Origin of the sequence: Lascolabacillus sp., assembly GCF_028696275.1 — a bacterium.
GTDB lineage: Bacteria > Bacteroidota > Bacteroidia > Bacteroidales > Dysgonomonadaceae > Proteiniphilum > Proteiniphilum massiliensis.
Map to the genome: position 1 here is coordinate 1 of NZ_JAQVHI010000021.1, position 15,975 is coordinate 15,975.

Here is a 15,975-nt window from a genome sequence, read left to right on the forward strand (position 1 = left end):
GCAGCACCCATCAACTGGGCAATAATAAATGGAGAAAAGGAGACAGGGGTAACCACATTTTTCCTTTCCCATGAAATTGATACAGGAGAGATAATATTCCGTGAGAAAACAGAGATAAGTGAGTCCGATAACGCAGAAACGTTGCATGACAGACTGATGGTTATGGGTGCAGCACTTGTGAAAAAGACGATTGATGCAATTCTTGAAGATAATACAAAGGTAATACCTCAGGAAGAGCTTGTCGGCAGTGAAATAGTACTTAAACCGGCTCCAAAGATATTTACTGAGACCTGCAAAATAGACTGGAACAGGAAAAGTGCTGAAATATTTAATTTCATAAGGGGCTTGTCGCCCTATCCTGCTGCTTGGACCGAATTACAGCGCCATGAGTCAGATGAAACTCTTCGTATAAAGCTGTTTGCAAGCGAAAAGATTGCACTCACAGAAGATTATAAGATTAATTCATTAACTCCCGGAACAATTATAACCGATAATAAAACCTATATTGATGTAGCAACAGGTGACGGACTGCTCCGGATAACAGATCTGCAGCTTTCAGGAAAGAAGCGAATGAAAAGTGTGGATTTCCTGAATGGATATAAGCTGGATAATAAAGACAGATTTCAATAATCTAAACAAAAAAATATCCCTTATAAAATTAAATAAGGGATCTTTTTTTATAAACAGTTGTAGTATAATTACCACTTATAGTTAAGTCCAAAACTAAGTGTTTGGTTGTATTGCAGATATTTTAAATCGGGATGTGGCGGAACACCATCATCAAACCTCACATTTAAATAAATCCTTGTAGAGAATGCATTACTTAAAGCCATATTCAAACTATTCTCAAATTCCGCTTCAACCTTATCGTAGCTTGTAAAGTATGTCAGACGCGAATCCCAGGTAATATATCTAGTTATATCATATTTGAGTATTGATGTTACCGTGGTACCCATATCAAGATTGTATTTTTTATTTTCTGGTATACCAAAGCGTACAACATCTACCGAATCATTTGATACATATTTAAAATTAAGTGAAATAGGAGCTAATGCCAGATCCCAGCGAACACGACGACCACGTACCTTTTCTGATTTTTTGTCAAGGTTAAATTTCAAACCGACACCCGCATTTACATAAAGAGGAGACAATAACGCTGAACGCAGTTGATTTGAATTTGTAGGATATGAATTAAATAATTGCGATTTAGCCTCCATATTCATTGAGTAGGACCATCCTTTTGCAAAAGCATCAAGTCCAAAATCACCATAATAGCGAATAAGGTCATTACCAATTCTATACTCTCTCAGAGAGTCATCAGGAGCATTAAATACTGACAGTCTCCATTCAAGTGTATTGTTGAACCTAACCTTATCTTTTTTATAGTTAGCCCTTAACACATGATAGCTATTGAAGTTAAGGTTATTTGTACCACCCTTGTGCCAGTTATCAGAGAAATAGTTCTGTGCGAATTGAAAAGAGTGCTCGCCGGAACGAACCCAGTATTTTCTATTTATTGTAGTTAATTCCACTCCAGGAGCCTCCAGAGAGTATGCTGTTTCAGATCTCAGAAGTTCGCGAAACGGATTAAAAGTCTCTCTCACAATCTCATCATCAGTTGCCACTTGCGGAAGAGATTCAAAATTTAAAATCGAATACTTAACTCTGTCTGGATGGTCGGTGTAATAGTTACGTCTTATCTTTTGAATAAAATCGGATCTCTCCAGCCTTGGTTCAAAAGTTTTATCTTTGTCAATCAGTTTTCCCGGTTCATAATCTTTATCAGGATTATAGAAAGATATATCACGTGGTAACATCCTGCCATTAAAAATCATTGGAAGGAACAACGGGTTATAAAAAAGAGTATCTCTGAAAGTTAAACCTCTCAATGCATCAGGATTATAATAGTTTTCCGGTAACTGCAGAATACCTCTCTCATTCCTGACGTAGATTGAGTCGAGAGGATTTCTGGAAACAGGCAGTACAGGCTGAATCACTTGAGCAGGTATAACATAATCTGTAACTCGTTCCTTTGGTAAAATTGTGTCATTAACAATAATCTCACCATGGGTGGTACGATTTTGAATTAAACGGCTGATATCGGTAATATCTTCAAATAAATCCAGACTATCATTTACCTGAGATAGATCAGCTGCTGTGACAGACAATGAAAAAACAGATATAATCAGAGATAAAAACAGTTGTTTCATAATTGGGAAAATTTGGTTAAGACTTGCGTCGGCTCTCAGAGCCCCATCTAATTACAAAGATATATAAAAAATATATATTTAAGGAGTGAAGAGTACAATGTGATATATAATTCACCAAAAAAATGATATATTTGTATAAAATAATTAGATAAACTAATTCATTAAAGTTATGAAGAAAATATCCTACCTTTTATTAATTGTTATAAGTGCAATCACACTCACGAGCTGTTCAGGCTATAACAGAATGGTTGAAAAGCAGGAAGCAGTGACTGCACAATGGGGTAATGTTCAAAATGCATATCAGCGAAGGGCTGATCTTATTCCTAATCTGGTGAACACTGTGAAAGGTTATGCAGAGCATGAGCAGGAAACATTCACTCAGGTGACAGAGGCAAGGGCAAAAGCAACTCAGACAACTATAAATCCTGAAAATCTGACAGCAGAAAGTCTGCAGGAGTATCAGCAGGCACAAAACGAACTGAGCCAGGCATTGGGAAGGTTATTGCTAATTCAGGAAAACTATCCTGAACTGAAAGCAAACCAGAATTTTCTTGCACTTCAGGATGAACTTGCCGGAACTGAAAACAGGATATCGGTAGAACGCAACAGGTTTAATCAACTTGCGCAGGACTATAATTCATATATCAGAAAATTCCCTCAGGTTATATATGCCAAGTGGTTTAAGTTTGACTCCAAAGCATATTTTGAGGCACAACCTGATGCACAGACAGCTCCGCAAGTACAATTTTAGAGTATGCTAAAGAAAGAAGAGTTAGATAAGATTTCTGAATCGATAAGATTAGCAGAAAGCGACACCTCTGCCGAGATACGTGTTTACATTGCCAGGCATTGTAAGGGATCTCCTCTGGAGACTGCACATAAAGTATTTCATCAGCTTAAAATGGATGCAACTGAGTTGAGAAATGGTGTTCTTATCTACCTTTCACCATCAGATCACAAAGCTGCTATTTATGCAGATGAAGGCATTAATGCTATGATTGATGATTCTGATTTCTGGCAGGAAACTCTCGACTTGATGCTTTCCTATTTTAAAAAGGAGCTTATTACGGAAGGTGTCTGTAAAGGCGTTGGTAAGGTAGGAGAAGTTTTAAGATCATGTTTCCCGTTATTGGAGAACGACATAAACGAACTTGACAATGAGGTTATTATTGAAGAATAAATTTCTTCTTATTTTTACACTTTTACTACTCTCTATTGAGGTTACGGCCCAGGACATTCCGGACCCTATGGTTCCCTACCGTTTGGTGAATGACTTCGCCAATATATTCTCAGGTGCTGAATCGCAGGCGCTGGAGCAGAAGCTGCTTGCCTATAATGATTCTACTTCCACACAAATATATGTAATTACTGTGTCTGATCTTGGTGGTTATGCTGCCTCAGACTTTTCATTCCGACTAGGTGAAAAATGGGAAATAGGACAGAAAAGCAAAGATAATGGAGCAGTAATTCTAATTAAACCCAAAATAGGAAATAGCAGAGGTCAGGCCTTTATTGCAACCGGCTATGGTCTGGAAGCCAGAATTAATGATGCCTATGCAGGCAGGATTGTAAGGGACGTTATGATCCCCTACTTTATCGTAGATGACTATTTTGGTGGTGTAAATGCTGCTGTTGATGTGATGATTGAAAGACTTTCGGGTGAATATGTTGCGGAAGAGAGCGAAGCAGAAGAATTTCCCTGGGTTGCAGTTATTATAATTATTGCCGGAATAATTGTGATACTTGTTATCATAACCGGTGGAGGTGATCAGAATATTGGTGGCGGTGGTCACCACACGACAAACTTTCCTCCTATCTTTTTTCCTCCAATGTCAGGACGTCGCCGTGGTGGATTTGGCGATGGATTTGGCGGATTCGGAGGCGGAGGTTTTGGAGGAGGCTTCGGTGGCGGAGGAGGAGGTCGTTTTGGCGGTGGAGGAGCAGGTGGAAGCTGGTAAAATGAAAAGCAAACTTATAACGATCCTTGGACCAACTGCCAGTGGTAAAACTGCTTTTGCCGTGCAGCTTGCGTATAGGCTTAATGGTGAGATAATCAGTGCCGACTCTCGTCAGATCTACAGAAAAATGGATATTGGTACAGGTAAGGATCTATCGGAATACATTATCAATGATGTTACAATACCCTATCATCTTATAGATATACGTGAACCAGGCGATAAATATACACTATTCGATTATCAGCACGATTTCCATAAAGTGTACGAAGATATATTGTCAAGGGGCAAAACACCTATTCTATGCGGTGGAACCGGACTATACATCGAATCAGTTCTAAAAGGATATAACCTTCCTGATGTACCTGCAAATCCTGAGCTTAGAGAGTCGCTTCAACATCGGTCGCTTGAAGAACTGACCGAGATTCTTAAAAGTTATCGTTCTCTGCATAATACCACAGATACAGATACAAAAAAGCGTGCAATACGTGCTATTGAGATTGCTGATTTTCAATCGAAACAGGATCTCTCCAAACTTGAGTTCCCACCACTTGAAAGTATAATTCTAGGATTGAATATTGAGAGAGAACTTCGTAGGGAAAAGATTTCAAAAAGATTAAAGGCGAGATTAGAGGAGGGAATGATTAAAGAGGTGGAGGGTATTCTTAATTCTGGAGTCTCTGCAGAAGATCTGATATATTATGGACTAGAATATAAATTTGTTACACTATATGTAATAGGTGAGATAAGCTATGATGAGATGTATAGAGGTCTTGAGATTGCAATTCACCAGTTTGCGAAACGGCAGATGACCTGGTTTAGAGGAATGGAACGAAGAGGATTCACAATAAACTGGATAGATGTAACTCTCCCAATTGAGAAAAAGCTTGAAGAATCCCTAAAATTGATTGAGTATATTCCAACTCAACAAGAAAAATAAAATGCAATATTTTTTTTGAATTAAGATATATATTTGTTGTTTATCAATAAATATATATTATTTTTGTGTCATATTACTTTAGTTCTCTAAGATAATGGTAAAATGATAAAAAAGAATAATCATGAAAAAGAAATCAACTTTTTTCCTTCAGGCTGTAATTGTAATTATCGCTCTCCTTTCAATAACTGCTCTGATATGGTTTCCTTTAGTTGAAGGGCGGGCAGAAAATTTAGACCTGCTTCATGTTTATATTGATCCACTCATTTTGTATGTTTATGCATCATCAATAATTTACTTTGTTGCATTATACAAAGCCTTCAAACTACTTGGTTATATAGGAGAAAACAGTATATTCTCTATAAATGCGGTAAAGGCTTTAAGAAGTATAAAATATTGTGCAATAGCAATAAGTATACTGATTGTTGGTGGTGGACTATATATAAAAATATTTCATCCTGAAGAGGATGACCCTGCAGGCTTTATAGTACTATGCTTTGTGGCCGCAATTGTTTCTGTAGTCGTGGCAACTGCAGCTGCAATATTTGAGAAACTTCTACAAAATGCTATCGATATAAAATCTGAAAATGAATTAACTATCTAAGCTATGCCAATAATTGTAAACTTAGACGTGATGATGGCAAAGAGAAAAATCTCTCTTAATGAACTATCTGAAAGAGTTGGTTTAACGTTATCCAACCTTTCTATACTGAAGACAGGAAAGGCTAAAGCAATTCGTTTTAGTACACTGGAAGCAATCTGCAAAGCTTTGGAGTGTCAGCCGGGTGATATCCTGGAATATACAAATGATTAAAATATCAATCACTCAATTTTTAATGTTCTGTGAAATTTGAATACATTTTTTGTATTTTTGTGATCGGTCCATTCCCTAAACTACATAAACCGATTATAAATGATAAAAGGAAAATTCCCAAACGATAAGTTCGAACAACTTGAAACTCCGTTCTACTATTATGATATGGAGTTGCTTCGCAAAACATTGATAGCAATAACAAAAGAAACTGAAAATAAACCATTTCATGTACACTATGCATTAAAAGCAAATTTTAATCCAATAATCCTGAAGGAGATTGCATCATTTGGATTTGGAGCCGACTGCGTAAGTGGAAATGAAATACTCAGAGCAATAGAGTGTGGATTTGATCCTTCAAAAATTGCTTTTGCAGGAGTTGGAAAAACAGATAAAGAGATAAATATTGGTCTGGACAACAACATCTTCTGTTTTAACGTAGAGTCAATTCCTGAAATTGAAGTAATAAACAAACTTGCAGAAAAAAAGGGAAAGATTGCATCCGTGGCTTTGAGAATAAATCCTAATGTAGATGCCAGAACACATAAATATATTACCACAGGACTTTACGAGAATAAGTTTGGCATTAATGAGCAGGATCTTCCCAAAACCATCCAGACTGTAAAATCATCACCAAATATTAAACTTATAGGAATACATTTTCATATAGGTTCACAAATCACTGACCTCACATCATTTGAGGATTTATGTGTTAAGGTAAAAAGTATTCGTAACTGGTTTAAACAGGAAGGAATTGACCTGCCTGTTTTGAATGTTGGTGGAGGACTGGGTATAAATTACCAGCACCCTAATCATTTTCCAATGGCTGACTTTGAATCATATTTCAGACTTTTTGAAAAATATCTTGATTTGTGGGAAAATCAGACCCTGCATTTTGAGTTGGGAAGGTCGGTAGTTGCCCCCTGCGGATCGCTGATTAGTCGCGCTGTCTTCATTAAAGAGGGAATAAAAAAGAATTTTCTTATCATTGATGCAGGTATGACTGACCTGATCCGACCGGCTCTCTACCAAGCTTTTCACCATATAGAAAATATCAGTTCAGATGAAGAATACACCCCGTATGATGTTGTAGGACCAATTTGTGAGTCAAGTGATATGTTTGCCGAACAAATTATGCTAAACCGTTCTAAAAGAGGTGATCTGATTGCAATAAGATCTGCGGGTGCTTATGGAGAAACAATGGTATCCAGGTATAATTGCAGGGATCTGCCGGCTTCATATTTTTCAGACACATTATAATCTTATCTGTTCATATTTGCTTAGAAAATTGATATAAAATGGAATTTATTTTTTCTTATATTGCCCAATTCTCTATATACGAATGGATTATGGGGGCTTTTCTTCTTTTTTTCTTTTTAATACTTTTGTGTTATAATCTCACTGTATATAGAAAGCCGTACAAATATGAGATGAAAAGAGAAGAGATATCTGTTGATGACAGCAATCTGCCCGGAATTTCAGTAATAATAAGTTCGAAAAACGATTCAGTACAGTTAGAGAAGAATCTTCCATTTATATTAGAGCAGGATTATCCCAACTTTGAAGTGATAGTTGTTAATTGTGGGTCAACAGATGAAACAGATACTGTTTTAAAGGCTGCTTCACTTAAATATCCTCGGCTTTATCACACATTCATACCTCCTGAAGCTGATGAGATTAATGAAAAGAAACTGGCATTGACTGTGGGTATAAAAGCTGCAAAGTATGATTATCTTCTTTTTACTGAATCATACTGCAGACCTTGTTCTTCAGAATGGATAAGGGAGTTTGGCAAGCAATTTACACGAGGTAAGGATATTATACTTGGTTATAGCAATCTGCTTTTACCTAAGAAAATTATGCGGGGCAGCTTTATAAGGTATGACAATCTGATTCACCAGATTAAATTTTTATCAAGGGCCATTTCACGCAAACCATTTATGGGAACAGGAAGAAACATGGCATATAAAAAAGAGCTGTTTTTCTCCAACAAAGGCTTTTCATCTATTTTGGGAATTGATGGAGGAGAGGATGATCTCTTTATAAACCGTATAGCGAATAAAAGAAATACAGATGTAGTAGTTTCCACTAAGAGTATAACCGAGACAGACAGCGTGGAGAACTTCTCAACCTGGAGATCATTTAAATCAAAGCATCTCTATACAAAACAGCTTTACAAGGGGTTTTCTCACCTGTTTTTTGGGTTTGAAAATTTCTCAAAATACTCATTTGCCCTTTTATTTATATCATCAATATTATTGTCTGTCTATACTACTAACTATATTTTGCTTGGTTCGGCTATTCTGCTTTTTTTACTACTCCTCTTTATCAGAATATCTGTAATCAATAAAAACAGTAAGCAATTTGGTTCAGGCAAATTTAACATCCGGCTGCTTATATTTGACCTACTGCAACCAATAAGTAATCAACGTTTTACAAAATATGCCAATAGTCGAAATCGCGCCATTTTGTCAGTAAAGAAGTGGTATAAATAGTTACTTTTAAGGTTAAAACGGGTTAATCCGATTTTTATTCAGTTAAAAGTGTTAAAAGCTAGTCCTGTAAAAATAAAATTGTATATTATTTGCGTTATATTTGGTGTAATAGAGTTATAAGTATTAATTAACTAGGATATGAATACAAATAAAACAAAAAATGTACTTTTCATTGTACTGATAGCAGTTGTAAGTTCTGTAGTTACTTTATTTGGATATAATGTAATAAACAGAAATAGTGTCGCTAACACTTCAGGCAATACAGTAACTTCTGAAGAGATTGGAGCTTACTCAGCAACTTTTGATCAGAACAAAAATGTTGTCCTTACCAATCTTACAACTTCAGATGGATACCCTGATTTTACAGAAGCAGCAAAAAGATCAGTTGACGGTGTTGTACACGTAAAAACCAAGACTGTTAGTCAGCAGCAATACATCAATCCATTCGATTTTTTCTTTGGATTTGGTGATCGCATGCCCTCTCAGCCTCGCGAAAGAGTTGGTTTTGGTTCAGGTGTTATCATCTCAAGTGATGGATATATAATCACAAATAACCACGTAGTAGAAAACGCAAATGAGGTTTCTGTATCACTTAATGATAACAGAGAGTTCATAGCTAAGGTTATTGGAACGGATCCACAGAGCGACATCGCTCTTATTAAGATAGAAGGCGATGATTTCCCATACCTGACGTTTGGAAATTCAGACGAGCTACAGGTTGGAGAATGGGTACTTGCAGTAGGGAACCCATTTAATCTTACATCAACAGTAACAGCCGGTATAGTAAGTGCCAAAAACAGAAGCAATGTGATGAATGGAGGTATTCAGTCGTTCATCCAGGTTGACGCTGCTGTAAACCCCGGGAACAGTGGTGGAGCACTAGTAAATACAAGAGGAGAATTAGTTGGTATAAACACTGCTATATTCTCTCAGACAGGTAATTTCACCGGATATGCTTTTGCAGTACCAATTTCAATTGCAGGCAAGGTTGCTGCAGACTTAAAGGAATATGGAGCAGTACAACGTGCATACCTCGGAATTCAGGTACCTAACATTGAGAATATCAGACGTGATGATCCTGAAAGGGCTAGAGAATTATCACAAATATCAGGAGTTTTAGTTGAAGATTTCTCTGACAGAAGTGCGGCTAAAGCTGCTGGAATAGAGAAAGGAGATATAATTACTGAAATAAACAATGTGCCTATCCGTAATTTTGGAGAACTGCAGAATCAACTGAACAGATACAGACCAGGTGACAAAATAACTGTTACAGCAAAAAGAAATAACAGGGAACATAAGTTCAACATTGAACTCAAGAATGATGAAGGCAATACTGAAATTACACGCAGTACAGATGCCCTGAGTCAGCTTGGAGCAACATTCAGTCAAATTTCCAGCGAAAGAAAAGCAAAACTTGGAATCTCAAGTGGTATTGAAGTTGCAACTGTTGAACCCAGCGGTTTATTCAGAAAAGAGGGTATTAACAAAGGATTTATCATTATGAGGATAAACAATACTCCTGTAAACTCGGAAAATGATATAAAATCTATAGTTGCTTCTACTCAAAACAGACAGGATAAAGTACTATTGATCGCAGGCTTTTATCCCAATGGTAGAACACAATACATTGCTATCGATCTGTCCGGACAATAAATCATTAAGTTAAGCAAAGTTAATTCAGGCTTTTTAAGTAACAAAATCAGATCTATAAATGTTTCTATGCAAAGGAAATCGGGATTGATTCGGCTTCCTTTGCTTTAGTTTTTATACTATTGCATTCATTACTTGTGGGATGATAAAAATATTTTGTATTTTTGCACCCCCCAAAGTGTTTTAATAAGAAAATATTCAGAAGGATAAGATATAGATGAGACAATTAAAAATTACAAAATCGATCACTAATCGTGAGAGTGCTTCTTTAGATAAATATTTGCAGGAAATAGGTCGCGAAGACCTGATCACTGTGGAAGAAGAAGTGGAGTTGGCGCAAGCTATTAAAAAGGGTGACCGCCAGGCATTGGAAAAACTAACCAGAGCTAACCTCAGATTTGTGGTTTCAGTAGCAAAACAGTACCAGAATCAGGGGTTGAGTTTACCTGACTTGATTAACGAAGGCAACCTTGGGTTGATAAAAGCTGCTGAGAAGTTTGATGAAACCAGAGGTTTTAAATTTATCAGTTATGCAGTATGGTGGATTCGTCAGTCGATTCTACAAGCACTTGCTGAACAATCACGTATTGTGAGACTACCTTTAAATCAGGTTGGTTCACTTAATAAAATCAGCAAAGCTTTTCAAAAATTTGAACAGGAAAACGAACGCCGTCCTTCCGCTGAGGAGCTTTCTGCTGTTCTGGATATACCTGTGGATAAGGTAACCGACTCATTAAAGGTATCAGGTAGACATATCTCAATGGATGCACCATTTGTAGAAGGTGAAGATAACAGTTTGTTAGATGTACTCGTAAATGATGATGCACCGGTAGCCGACAGGACACTCATAAATGAATCACTTCAAAAAGAGATTGACAGAGCTCTATCTACACTAACCGAAAGAGAGAGTGATATCATTAAGATGTTTTTTGGCATTGGATGCCAGGAAATGACACTTGAAGAAATTGGTGATAAATTCCAACTAACCCGTGAGCGTGTAAGACAAATAAAAGAAAAAGCTATTCGCAGGCTAAGACAAGACTCAAGGAGCAAATTGCTGAAAAGCTACCTGGGTTGATAAATCTTTACTTAAAGAAATAAATGTAGAAAAATCACCCATTATCTCTGTTTTTTGAAGATTTTTTACACAAAAAGGGGTAAATGTGAAAATTAAGTTTTATATTTGCGTTTAATAGTTTTAATGTTAAGTTAAATGCATGGCTATTAAGGTTTAATTATGGAACTATATTAGTTTTCATTAATTTTTCCGAACTTTTTTATAACGGGAGTGTTATAAATAATACTTTATAAAGTGGTTCTGCATTGAAGTACAGAAGCACCATGACAAAAAAATATCGAGTTATTGTAATAAAAAATGTTTAATTAGAATTGAAAATTTATGAAAAAGTTTAGTTTACTTTTATTTACTGCTCTTGTTGCGTTTAGCATAAGTGCACAAGAAGTACAAAACGTTTCTCAAGGTACCGTGTATCTGAAAAACAAAGCAAGTGACAATTGGTACATCGGTCTAGGTGGCGGAACCAACATTTATATGACTCAGGGTGAAAATGACGCTGATGCAAGTTTCGGAGACCGTTTAGGCTGGATGGGTCAACTTGAGGTTGGTCGTTGGAATTCTCCAAACTGGGGAGCTCGTTTAGTAGTTGATGGTGGTAACATTGCTCACGTAGCAGCAGGTATCCCAGCAGAACAAAACTGGCTAGGCGGACACGTTGACTTGATGTACAATATTATTAACGCTTGGGGTTCTTACAATCCTGACAGAGTATACAGTCTGATTCCTTATTTAGGTATTGGTTACATGTATGGACTTGATGAAGATTGGAAAAAACCAAACCCTGATGGTGATCTTTTCAAAGGTCAGAATCAAACACTTACTTACAATGTTGGTTTAATCAACAACTTCCAGGTTTCAAAAAGCGTAGGTATTTTTGTTGAATTAGGCTGGAGAGTTTTACAAGAATCATTTGATGGTTCACCAGTAAGTGGTGATTATGAATATGACAGCATGTTCACAGGAACTGCAGGTATCAAATTTGGTTTAGGTGGCAAACAGGATTTCACACCAGCTGAACTTATGGATTACAACCTGATCAACGACCTGAACAGCCAGATTAACAGACTTCGTGCTGAAAACGAACAGCTGAGACAGAGACCAGAATCTTGCCCAGAATGTCCAGAAGTACAGCCAGTTGTTAATGAAGCAGTTTATGTACCTAACGTAGTATTCTTCCGTATTAACTCTGCAAAAATTGACAGAGGTCAGCAAGTAAGTGTATACAACACTGCTGAATACATGAAGGCTAACCCAGATGCAAAAGTAAACATCGTTGCTTATGCTGACAAACAGACTGGTACACCTGCATACAACTTCGCACTTTCTGAAAAACGTGCAAGAGCCGTTGCTGATGCACTTATCAACGAGTACGGAATTGACAGCGATCGTATCTCAATTGACTGGAAAGGTGACACTGAACAGCCATATGCAGAAAACGACTGGAACCGTGTAGCAATTTTCTTCGTTGACTAATCAACAAGATTATATAAATAAAAAAAGCATCTCGTACGAGATGCTTTTTTTATGCTTGATATTGAACTATCGATTCATTAACAGGTTATATGAGATAAGTTGAACAAAGCTAAATAATAGATTATTCCTTTATATAAACACGTTTCACACGTGGAGAAACAGAAGTAAGTATTTCATACGGGATTGTTCCAATACTCTCGGCTAAATCAGTAACCGGTAACCCTTCTCCGAACAGTACAACAGTATCACCCTCTTCTGCTTTTATATCGGTAACATCAACCATAGAGAGGTCCATACATACATTTCCCACAATAGGTGCATACTGCCCGTTTATAAGTACTTTACCTTTTCTATTTCCAAACTGTCGGTCCATACCATCTGCATATCCAAATCTTATTGTAGCGATCCGGGCATCATGGTCCAGCTTTTCCTTTCTACCGTAACCAATGGTCTCATTACTTGATATCTTTTTAATCTGCAGTATTGTGCTTTTTAAAGTGCAAACATTCTTGAGTCCGGAAAGACCACTGGGGCTGACACCATACAGACCGATACCCAATCGTGCCATATCCCACTCATAGTCATTAAAACGCTCAATACCTGCAGAGTTAAGTATATGTTTATGCACACTGTATCCAAGTTCATTCTCAATTTTTTGTGCAGCGGCTCTGAAAGTTTCCATCTGCTGATGTGTGAAATCATCGAAAGACCAACTCTCACTGGCTGAGAGGTGTGAAAATATGGAGCTAACCCTAAGCCCCTTCTGCTTCTTTAGAGTCTCAACAAGCTCCTCTATTTGCTCAGGAAGGAACCCCAGGCGATGCATACCTGTATCTATTTTCAGGTGAATTGGATAATTAGTTATACCGCTTCTTTCTGAATTATTTATAAAACTCTCAAGTATGCGCATATTATAAACTTCTGGCTCCAGATTATTCGTAATCAGCTCTTCAAAGCCATTTACCTCTGGATTGAGAACTATTATTGGAAGTGATATACCTTCATTTCTAAGTGTGACTGCCTCCTCTGCCACAGCAACTGCGAGATAATCGCATCTATGATACTGCAGAGTCTTTGCTATTTCTACGGCTCCTGCACCATATGCATTGGCTTTGACCATACATACCAGCTTTACATTGGAGTTGAGCTTAGATTTATAGAAATTAAAATTGTGCACCACTGCATCAAGATCAACCTCAAGTACGGTTTCATGAATTCTCTCTTCCAGAATATTGTTGATTCTTTCGAAGTTAAATCTCCTTGCACCTTTAAGAAGAATCAGCTCATCCCGAAATGAGTCTTGAATACATGACTTGAGAAAATCATCAGTAGTTAAGAAGAAAGTTTTATCAGGCATTGTGAACAGATCAGCATTTGCAAGAATATCTTTTCCAATACCTATTATTCTTTCTATCCCACTCTGCTCTGCCATGTCAGCAACTCTTTTATAAAGTCGCTTTGGTGGAACACCCGACTGAAGAATATCTGACAGGATAAGAGTTTTTTTTAATTTACGATCCATTTTACGCTGATGCTGAAAATCAAGAGCAATCTTGATTGAGTTCACATCAGAGTTATAGCTGTCATTTATGATTAGTGAACCATGCTTGCCTTTACGGACATCAAGTCTCATCGCAACAGGCTCAAGTGTACTCATACGTTCTGAAATCTCATTGGGTGACACATGAAGATATAGTGCAATTGCAAGACAATTAATTGCATTTTCTATTGATGCATCATCTATGAAAGGTATTTCAAAGCTGTAGTAGAAATTCAGGAATGAATATTCAATCTTAGTGCTATTTTCTAATTTCTCAATATCTGAAATAAAAAGATGAGCTTCTCTGTTTTTTCTTGACCATGAGAAGGTCTTCTGAGATAGCACTTTAAGGTCGACACAACTACTCACCAGTTCATTGTCCTCATCATAAACAAAGACCTCACAATTTTTGAAGAGCTCAAGTTTCTCGAGAGTTTTCTGCTGAAGTGAGTCGAAATTTTCCTGATGTGCATCCCCTATTTTAGTTAACACCCCAATAGTAGGTCTGATTATTGGTTCCAGGTTCTCCATTTCGTCAGGTTTGGATATCCCCGCTTCAAATATTCCCAGTTCTGCATCATTATCGAGTTGCCATACCGAAAGTGGTACTCCTATCTGAGAGTTGTAACTTCTTGGGGAACGAACAATATTATAATCTTTTTCCAATAACTGATATAACCACTCTTTAACAACTGTTTTACCATTACTTCCGGTTATACCTATAATAGGTATATTAAATTTTGATCTGTGATGCTGAGCCAGCTTTTGTAATGCAGACAGGCAATTCCTTACTTTGAAAAAGTTTGCACCTTTGAGATCTTTCCATTCGTTTCGTTGTTTGGAAACAACAAAATTACGCACCCCCGATGCATACAATTCACTTATATAATTGTGAGCATCGTTATTCTTTGATTCCAGAGCAAAAAAGAGAGTCTTTGATGGGTCTGTAATCTTTCTGCTATCCGTTAAGAGTGTGGTTATTTCGGAATAATTAAGATTACTTGATGAAACTCCAAGAGTAGATGCAATTTCTTTTATTTCGTATTTCATAAAAAAACATTCATTGTTTACAGTTAAACTAATCTCAATTATCTTGTGATTTCAGCAGAGATAACACATGATTAATCTCCTGTTCACAACTTAAAAAAGGATATTTCAGAGCAAAATCATTCATATTACTAACAGTCTTTTTTAGAAAATTCCTGTAAGAGCTGGTAGCTGGAAACAAAGGTTTATGATTTACAGCCTTCATTATTTGCCCCCACTCCTTATTTATTGTCATTGTAATATCAGTAAAATAGGTCTTCGAAAACTGCTTCCATATATAATCTACAGCAAATGATGAAGGATGATTCATATCCTCTTCATAAAACCTGTAATCACGAAGCTCATCTATCATTATCTCATAAGCTGGGAAATAGTACATATCATCTATAAAATTACTAATTAACTTATCAATAGCAATATGTAAAATGGATTTACTGATTTGGTTTTCATGTGCACCATCTTTCCAGTGACGAATGGGACTTACCGTAAAAATCAACTTAAGATTCGGATTAACAGTTTTCAATACAGTGATCAGATTTATCCAATCTTCTGTTATCTCTTCAACTGTTAATCTGGCTCTAACAAAATTATCTGCTGGGAATTTGTGGCAATTACTAACCACATCATTTCTCGCTTCTTCGACAGATTGATTTAATCGATATACATACGCTGTTCCGAAAGTAATAAGAAGCAGATCTGTTTTTTCTATAAAATCAGAAGCTTTATTAAATCTGTCTGATATGTTTTTAAGGCATATATCTTTATCAGTATCTGAAAAA

At 36.7% G+C, this 15,975-nt stretch carries 15 protein-coding genes; 12 read left to right on the forward strand and 3 right to left on the reverse strand.

Features of this window, described 5'->3' with window-relative positions; translation table 11 throughout:
• Positions 1–630 (forward strand): methionyl-tRNA formyltransferase (locus PHO43_RS06575; protein WP_288011692.1); only part of this gene is annotated, 630 nt, incomplete at its 5' end.
• A 68-nt stretch (positions 631–698) separates the two neighbouring features.
• On the opposite strand, the gene PHO43_RS06580 is transcribed toward PHO43_RS06575, so the two are convergent.
• Positions 699–2,210, reverse strand: a complete 1,512-nt coding sequence (locus PHO43_RS06580) for a DUF3078 domain-containing protein (protein WP_052673070.1) — start codon at positions 2,208–2,210, stop codon at positions 699–701.
• Positions 2,211–2,379: 169 nt separating this feature from the next.
• On the opposite strand from PHO43_RS06580, the gene PHO43_RS06585 reads away from it, so the two are divergent.
• The 11 genes from PHO43_RS06585 to PHO43_RS06635 all read left to right on the forward strand — a co-directional run bounded on the left by PHO43_RS06585 (position 2,380) and on the right by PHO43_RS06635 (position 12,609).
• Entirely contained in the window at positions 2,380–2,961 is a 582-nt protein-coding gene (locus PHO43_RS06585) for a LemA family protein (RefSeq protein WP_045089001.1), read from the forward strand.
• A gap of 3 nt (positions 2,962–2,964) precedes the next feature.
• On the forward strand, positions 2,965–3,390 hold the full coding sequence (locus tag PHO43_RS06590; RefSeq protein ID WP_045089000.1) for a TPM domain-containing protein: 426 nt from the start codon (positions 2,965–2,967) through the stop codon (positions 3,388–3,390).
• On the forward strand, positions 3,368–4,168 hold the full coding sequence (locus PHO43_RS06595; RefSeq protein ID WP_045088999.1) for a TPM domain-containing protein: 801 nt from the start codon (positions 3,368–3,370) through the stop codon (positions 4,166–4,168). Before PHO43_RS06590 ends, PHO43_RS06595 begins: the two co-directional genes overlap by 23 nt.
• Before the next feature lies 1 nt (position 4,169).
• Positions 4,170–5,105 (forward strand): tRNA (adenosine(37)-N6)-dimethylallyltransferase MiaA, encoded by a 936-nt coding sequence (gene miaA, locus PHO43_RS06600; RefSeq protein ID WP_045088998.1) that lies wholly within the window; start codon positions 4,170–4,172, stop codon positions 5,103–5,105.
• Positions 5,106–5,226: 121 nt separating this feature from the next.
• The gene (locus tag PHO43_RS06605) at positions 5,227–5,706 is read left to right on the forward strand and encodes a DUF2975 domain-containing protein (protein WP_045088997.1); all 480 of its coding nucleotides are present in this window, start codon (positions 5,227–5,229) and stop codon (positions 5,704–5,706) included.
• 3 nt (positions 5,707–5,709) lie between these two features.
• The gene (locus PHO43_RS06610; RefSeq protein WP_053826758.1) at positions 5,710–5,916 is read left to right on the forward strand and encodes a helix-turn-helix domain-containing protein; all 207 of its coding nucleotides are present in this window, start codon (positions 5,710–5,712) and stop codon (positions 5,914–5,916) included.
• A gap of 99 nt (positions 5,917–6,015) precedes the next feature.
• Positions 6,016–7,173: a diaminopimelate decarboxylase gene (lysA, locus tag PHO43_RS06615; RefSeq protein WP_288009548.1), complete on the forward strand. Its 1,158-nt coding sequence runs from the start codon at positions 6,016–6,018 to the stop codon at positions 7,171–7,173.
• Between the two features lie 170 nt (positions 7,174–7,343).
• Positions 7,344–8,408, forward strand: a complete 1,065-nt coding sequence (locus PHO43_RS06620; RefSeq protein ID WP_288009550.1) for a glycosyltransferase — start codon at positions 7,344–7,346, stop codon at positions 8,406–8,408.
• Positions 8,409–8,546: 138 nt separating this feature from the next.
• The gene (locus tag PHO43_RS06625; RefSeq protein WP_288009552.1) at positions 8,547–10,061 is read left to right on the forward strand and encodes a Do family serine endopeptidase; all 1,515 of its coding nucleotides are present in this window, start codon (positions 8,547–8,549) and stop codon (positions 10,059–10,061) included.
• Positions 10,062–10,275: 214 nt separating this feature from the next.
• A complete protein-coding gene (locus tag PHO43_RS06630) occupies positions 10,276–11,136 on the forward strand; it encodes a sigma-70 family RNA polymerase sigma factor (protein ID WP_045088993.1) in 861 nt (286 codons plus the stop codon).
• Positions 11,137–11,457: 321 nt separating this feature from the next.
• Complete coding sequence (locus tag PHO43_RS06635) at positions 11,458–12,609, forward strand: OmpA family protein (protein WP_045088992.1); 1,152 nt, start codon at positions 11,458–11,460, stop codon at positions 12,607–12,609.
• A gap of 121 nt (positions 12,610–12,730) precedes the next feature.
• Here PHO43_RS06635 and PHO43_RS06640 read toward each other — a convergent pair whose 3' ends face one another.
• Positions 12,731–15,199 carry a bifunctional UDP-N-acetylmuramoyl-tripeptide:D-alanyl-D-alanine ligase/alanine racemase gene (locus PHO43_RS06640; protein ID WP_053826762.1) on the reverse strand — a complete coding sequence of 823 codons (2,469 nt, stop codon included), beginning with the start codon at positions 15,197–15,199 and terminating at the stop codon, positions 12,731–12,733.
• Between the two features lie 34 nt (positions 15,200–15,233).
• Positions 15,234–15,975, reverse strand: a 742-nt coding sequence (locus PHO43_RS06645; protein ID WP_288011695.1) for a GSCFA domain-containing protein, incomplete at its 5' end; no start/stop codon positions are given.

Bases quoted from the DNA above. Each gene is read 5' to 3' on its own strand.
- PHO43_RS06610 (WP_053826758.1), top strand. From the start codon at position 5,710: ATGCCAATAATTGTAAACTTAGACGTGATGATGGCAAAGAGAAAAATC.
- PHO43_RS06585 (WP_045089001.1), top strand. From the start codon at position 2,380: ATGAAGAAAATATCCTACCTTTTATTAATTGTTATAAGTGCAATCACA.
- PHO43_RS06605 (WP_045088997.1), top strand. From the start codon at position 5,227: ATGAAAAAGAAATCAACTTTTTTCCTTCAGGCTGTAATTGTAATTATC.
- PHO43_RS06640 (WP_053826762.1), bottom strand. From the start codon at position 15,199: ATGAAATACGAAATAAAAGAAATTGCATCTACTCTTGGAGTTTCATCA.
- PHO43_RS06595 (WP_045088999.1), top strand. From the start codon at position 3,368: ATGAGGTTATTATTGAAGAATAAATTTCTTCTTATTTTTACACTTTTA.
- PHO43_RS06620 (WP_288009550.1), top strand. From the start codon at position 7,344: ATGAAAAGAGAAGAGATATCTGTTGATGACAGCAATCTGCCCGGAATT.
- PHO43_RS06590 (WP_045089000.1), top strand. From the start codon at position 2,965: ATGCTAAAGAAAGAAGAGTTAGATAAGATTTCTGAATCGATAAGATTA.
- PHO43_RS06625 (WP_288009552.1), top strand. From the start codon at position 8,547: ATGAATACAAATAAAACAAAAAATGTACTTTTCATTGTACTGATAGCA.
- lysA (WP_288009548.1), top strand. From the start codon at position 6,016: ATGATAAAAGGAAAATTCCCAAACGATAAGTTCGAACAACTTGAAACT.
- PHO43_RS06630 (WP_045088993.1), top strand. From the start codon at position 10,276: ATGAGACAATTAAAAATTACAAAATCGATCACTAATCGTGAGAGTGCT.
- miaA (WP_045088998.1), top strand. From the start codon at position 4,170: ATGAAAAGCAAACTTATAACGATCCTTGGACCAACTGCCAGTGGTAAA.
- PHO43_RS06635 (WP_045088992.1), top strand. From the start codon at position 11,458: ATGAAAAAGTTTAGTTTACTTTTATTTACTGCTCTTGTTGCGTTTAGC.
- PHO43_RS06580 (WP_052673070.1), bottom strand. From the start codon at position 2,210: ATGAAACAACTGTTTTTATCTCTGATTATATCTGTTTTTTCATTGTCT.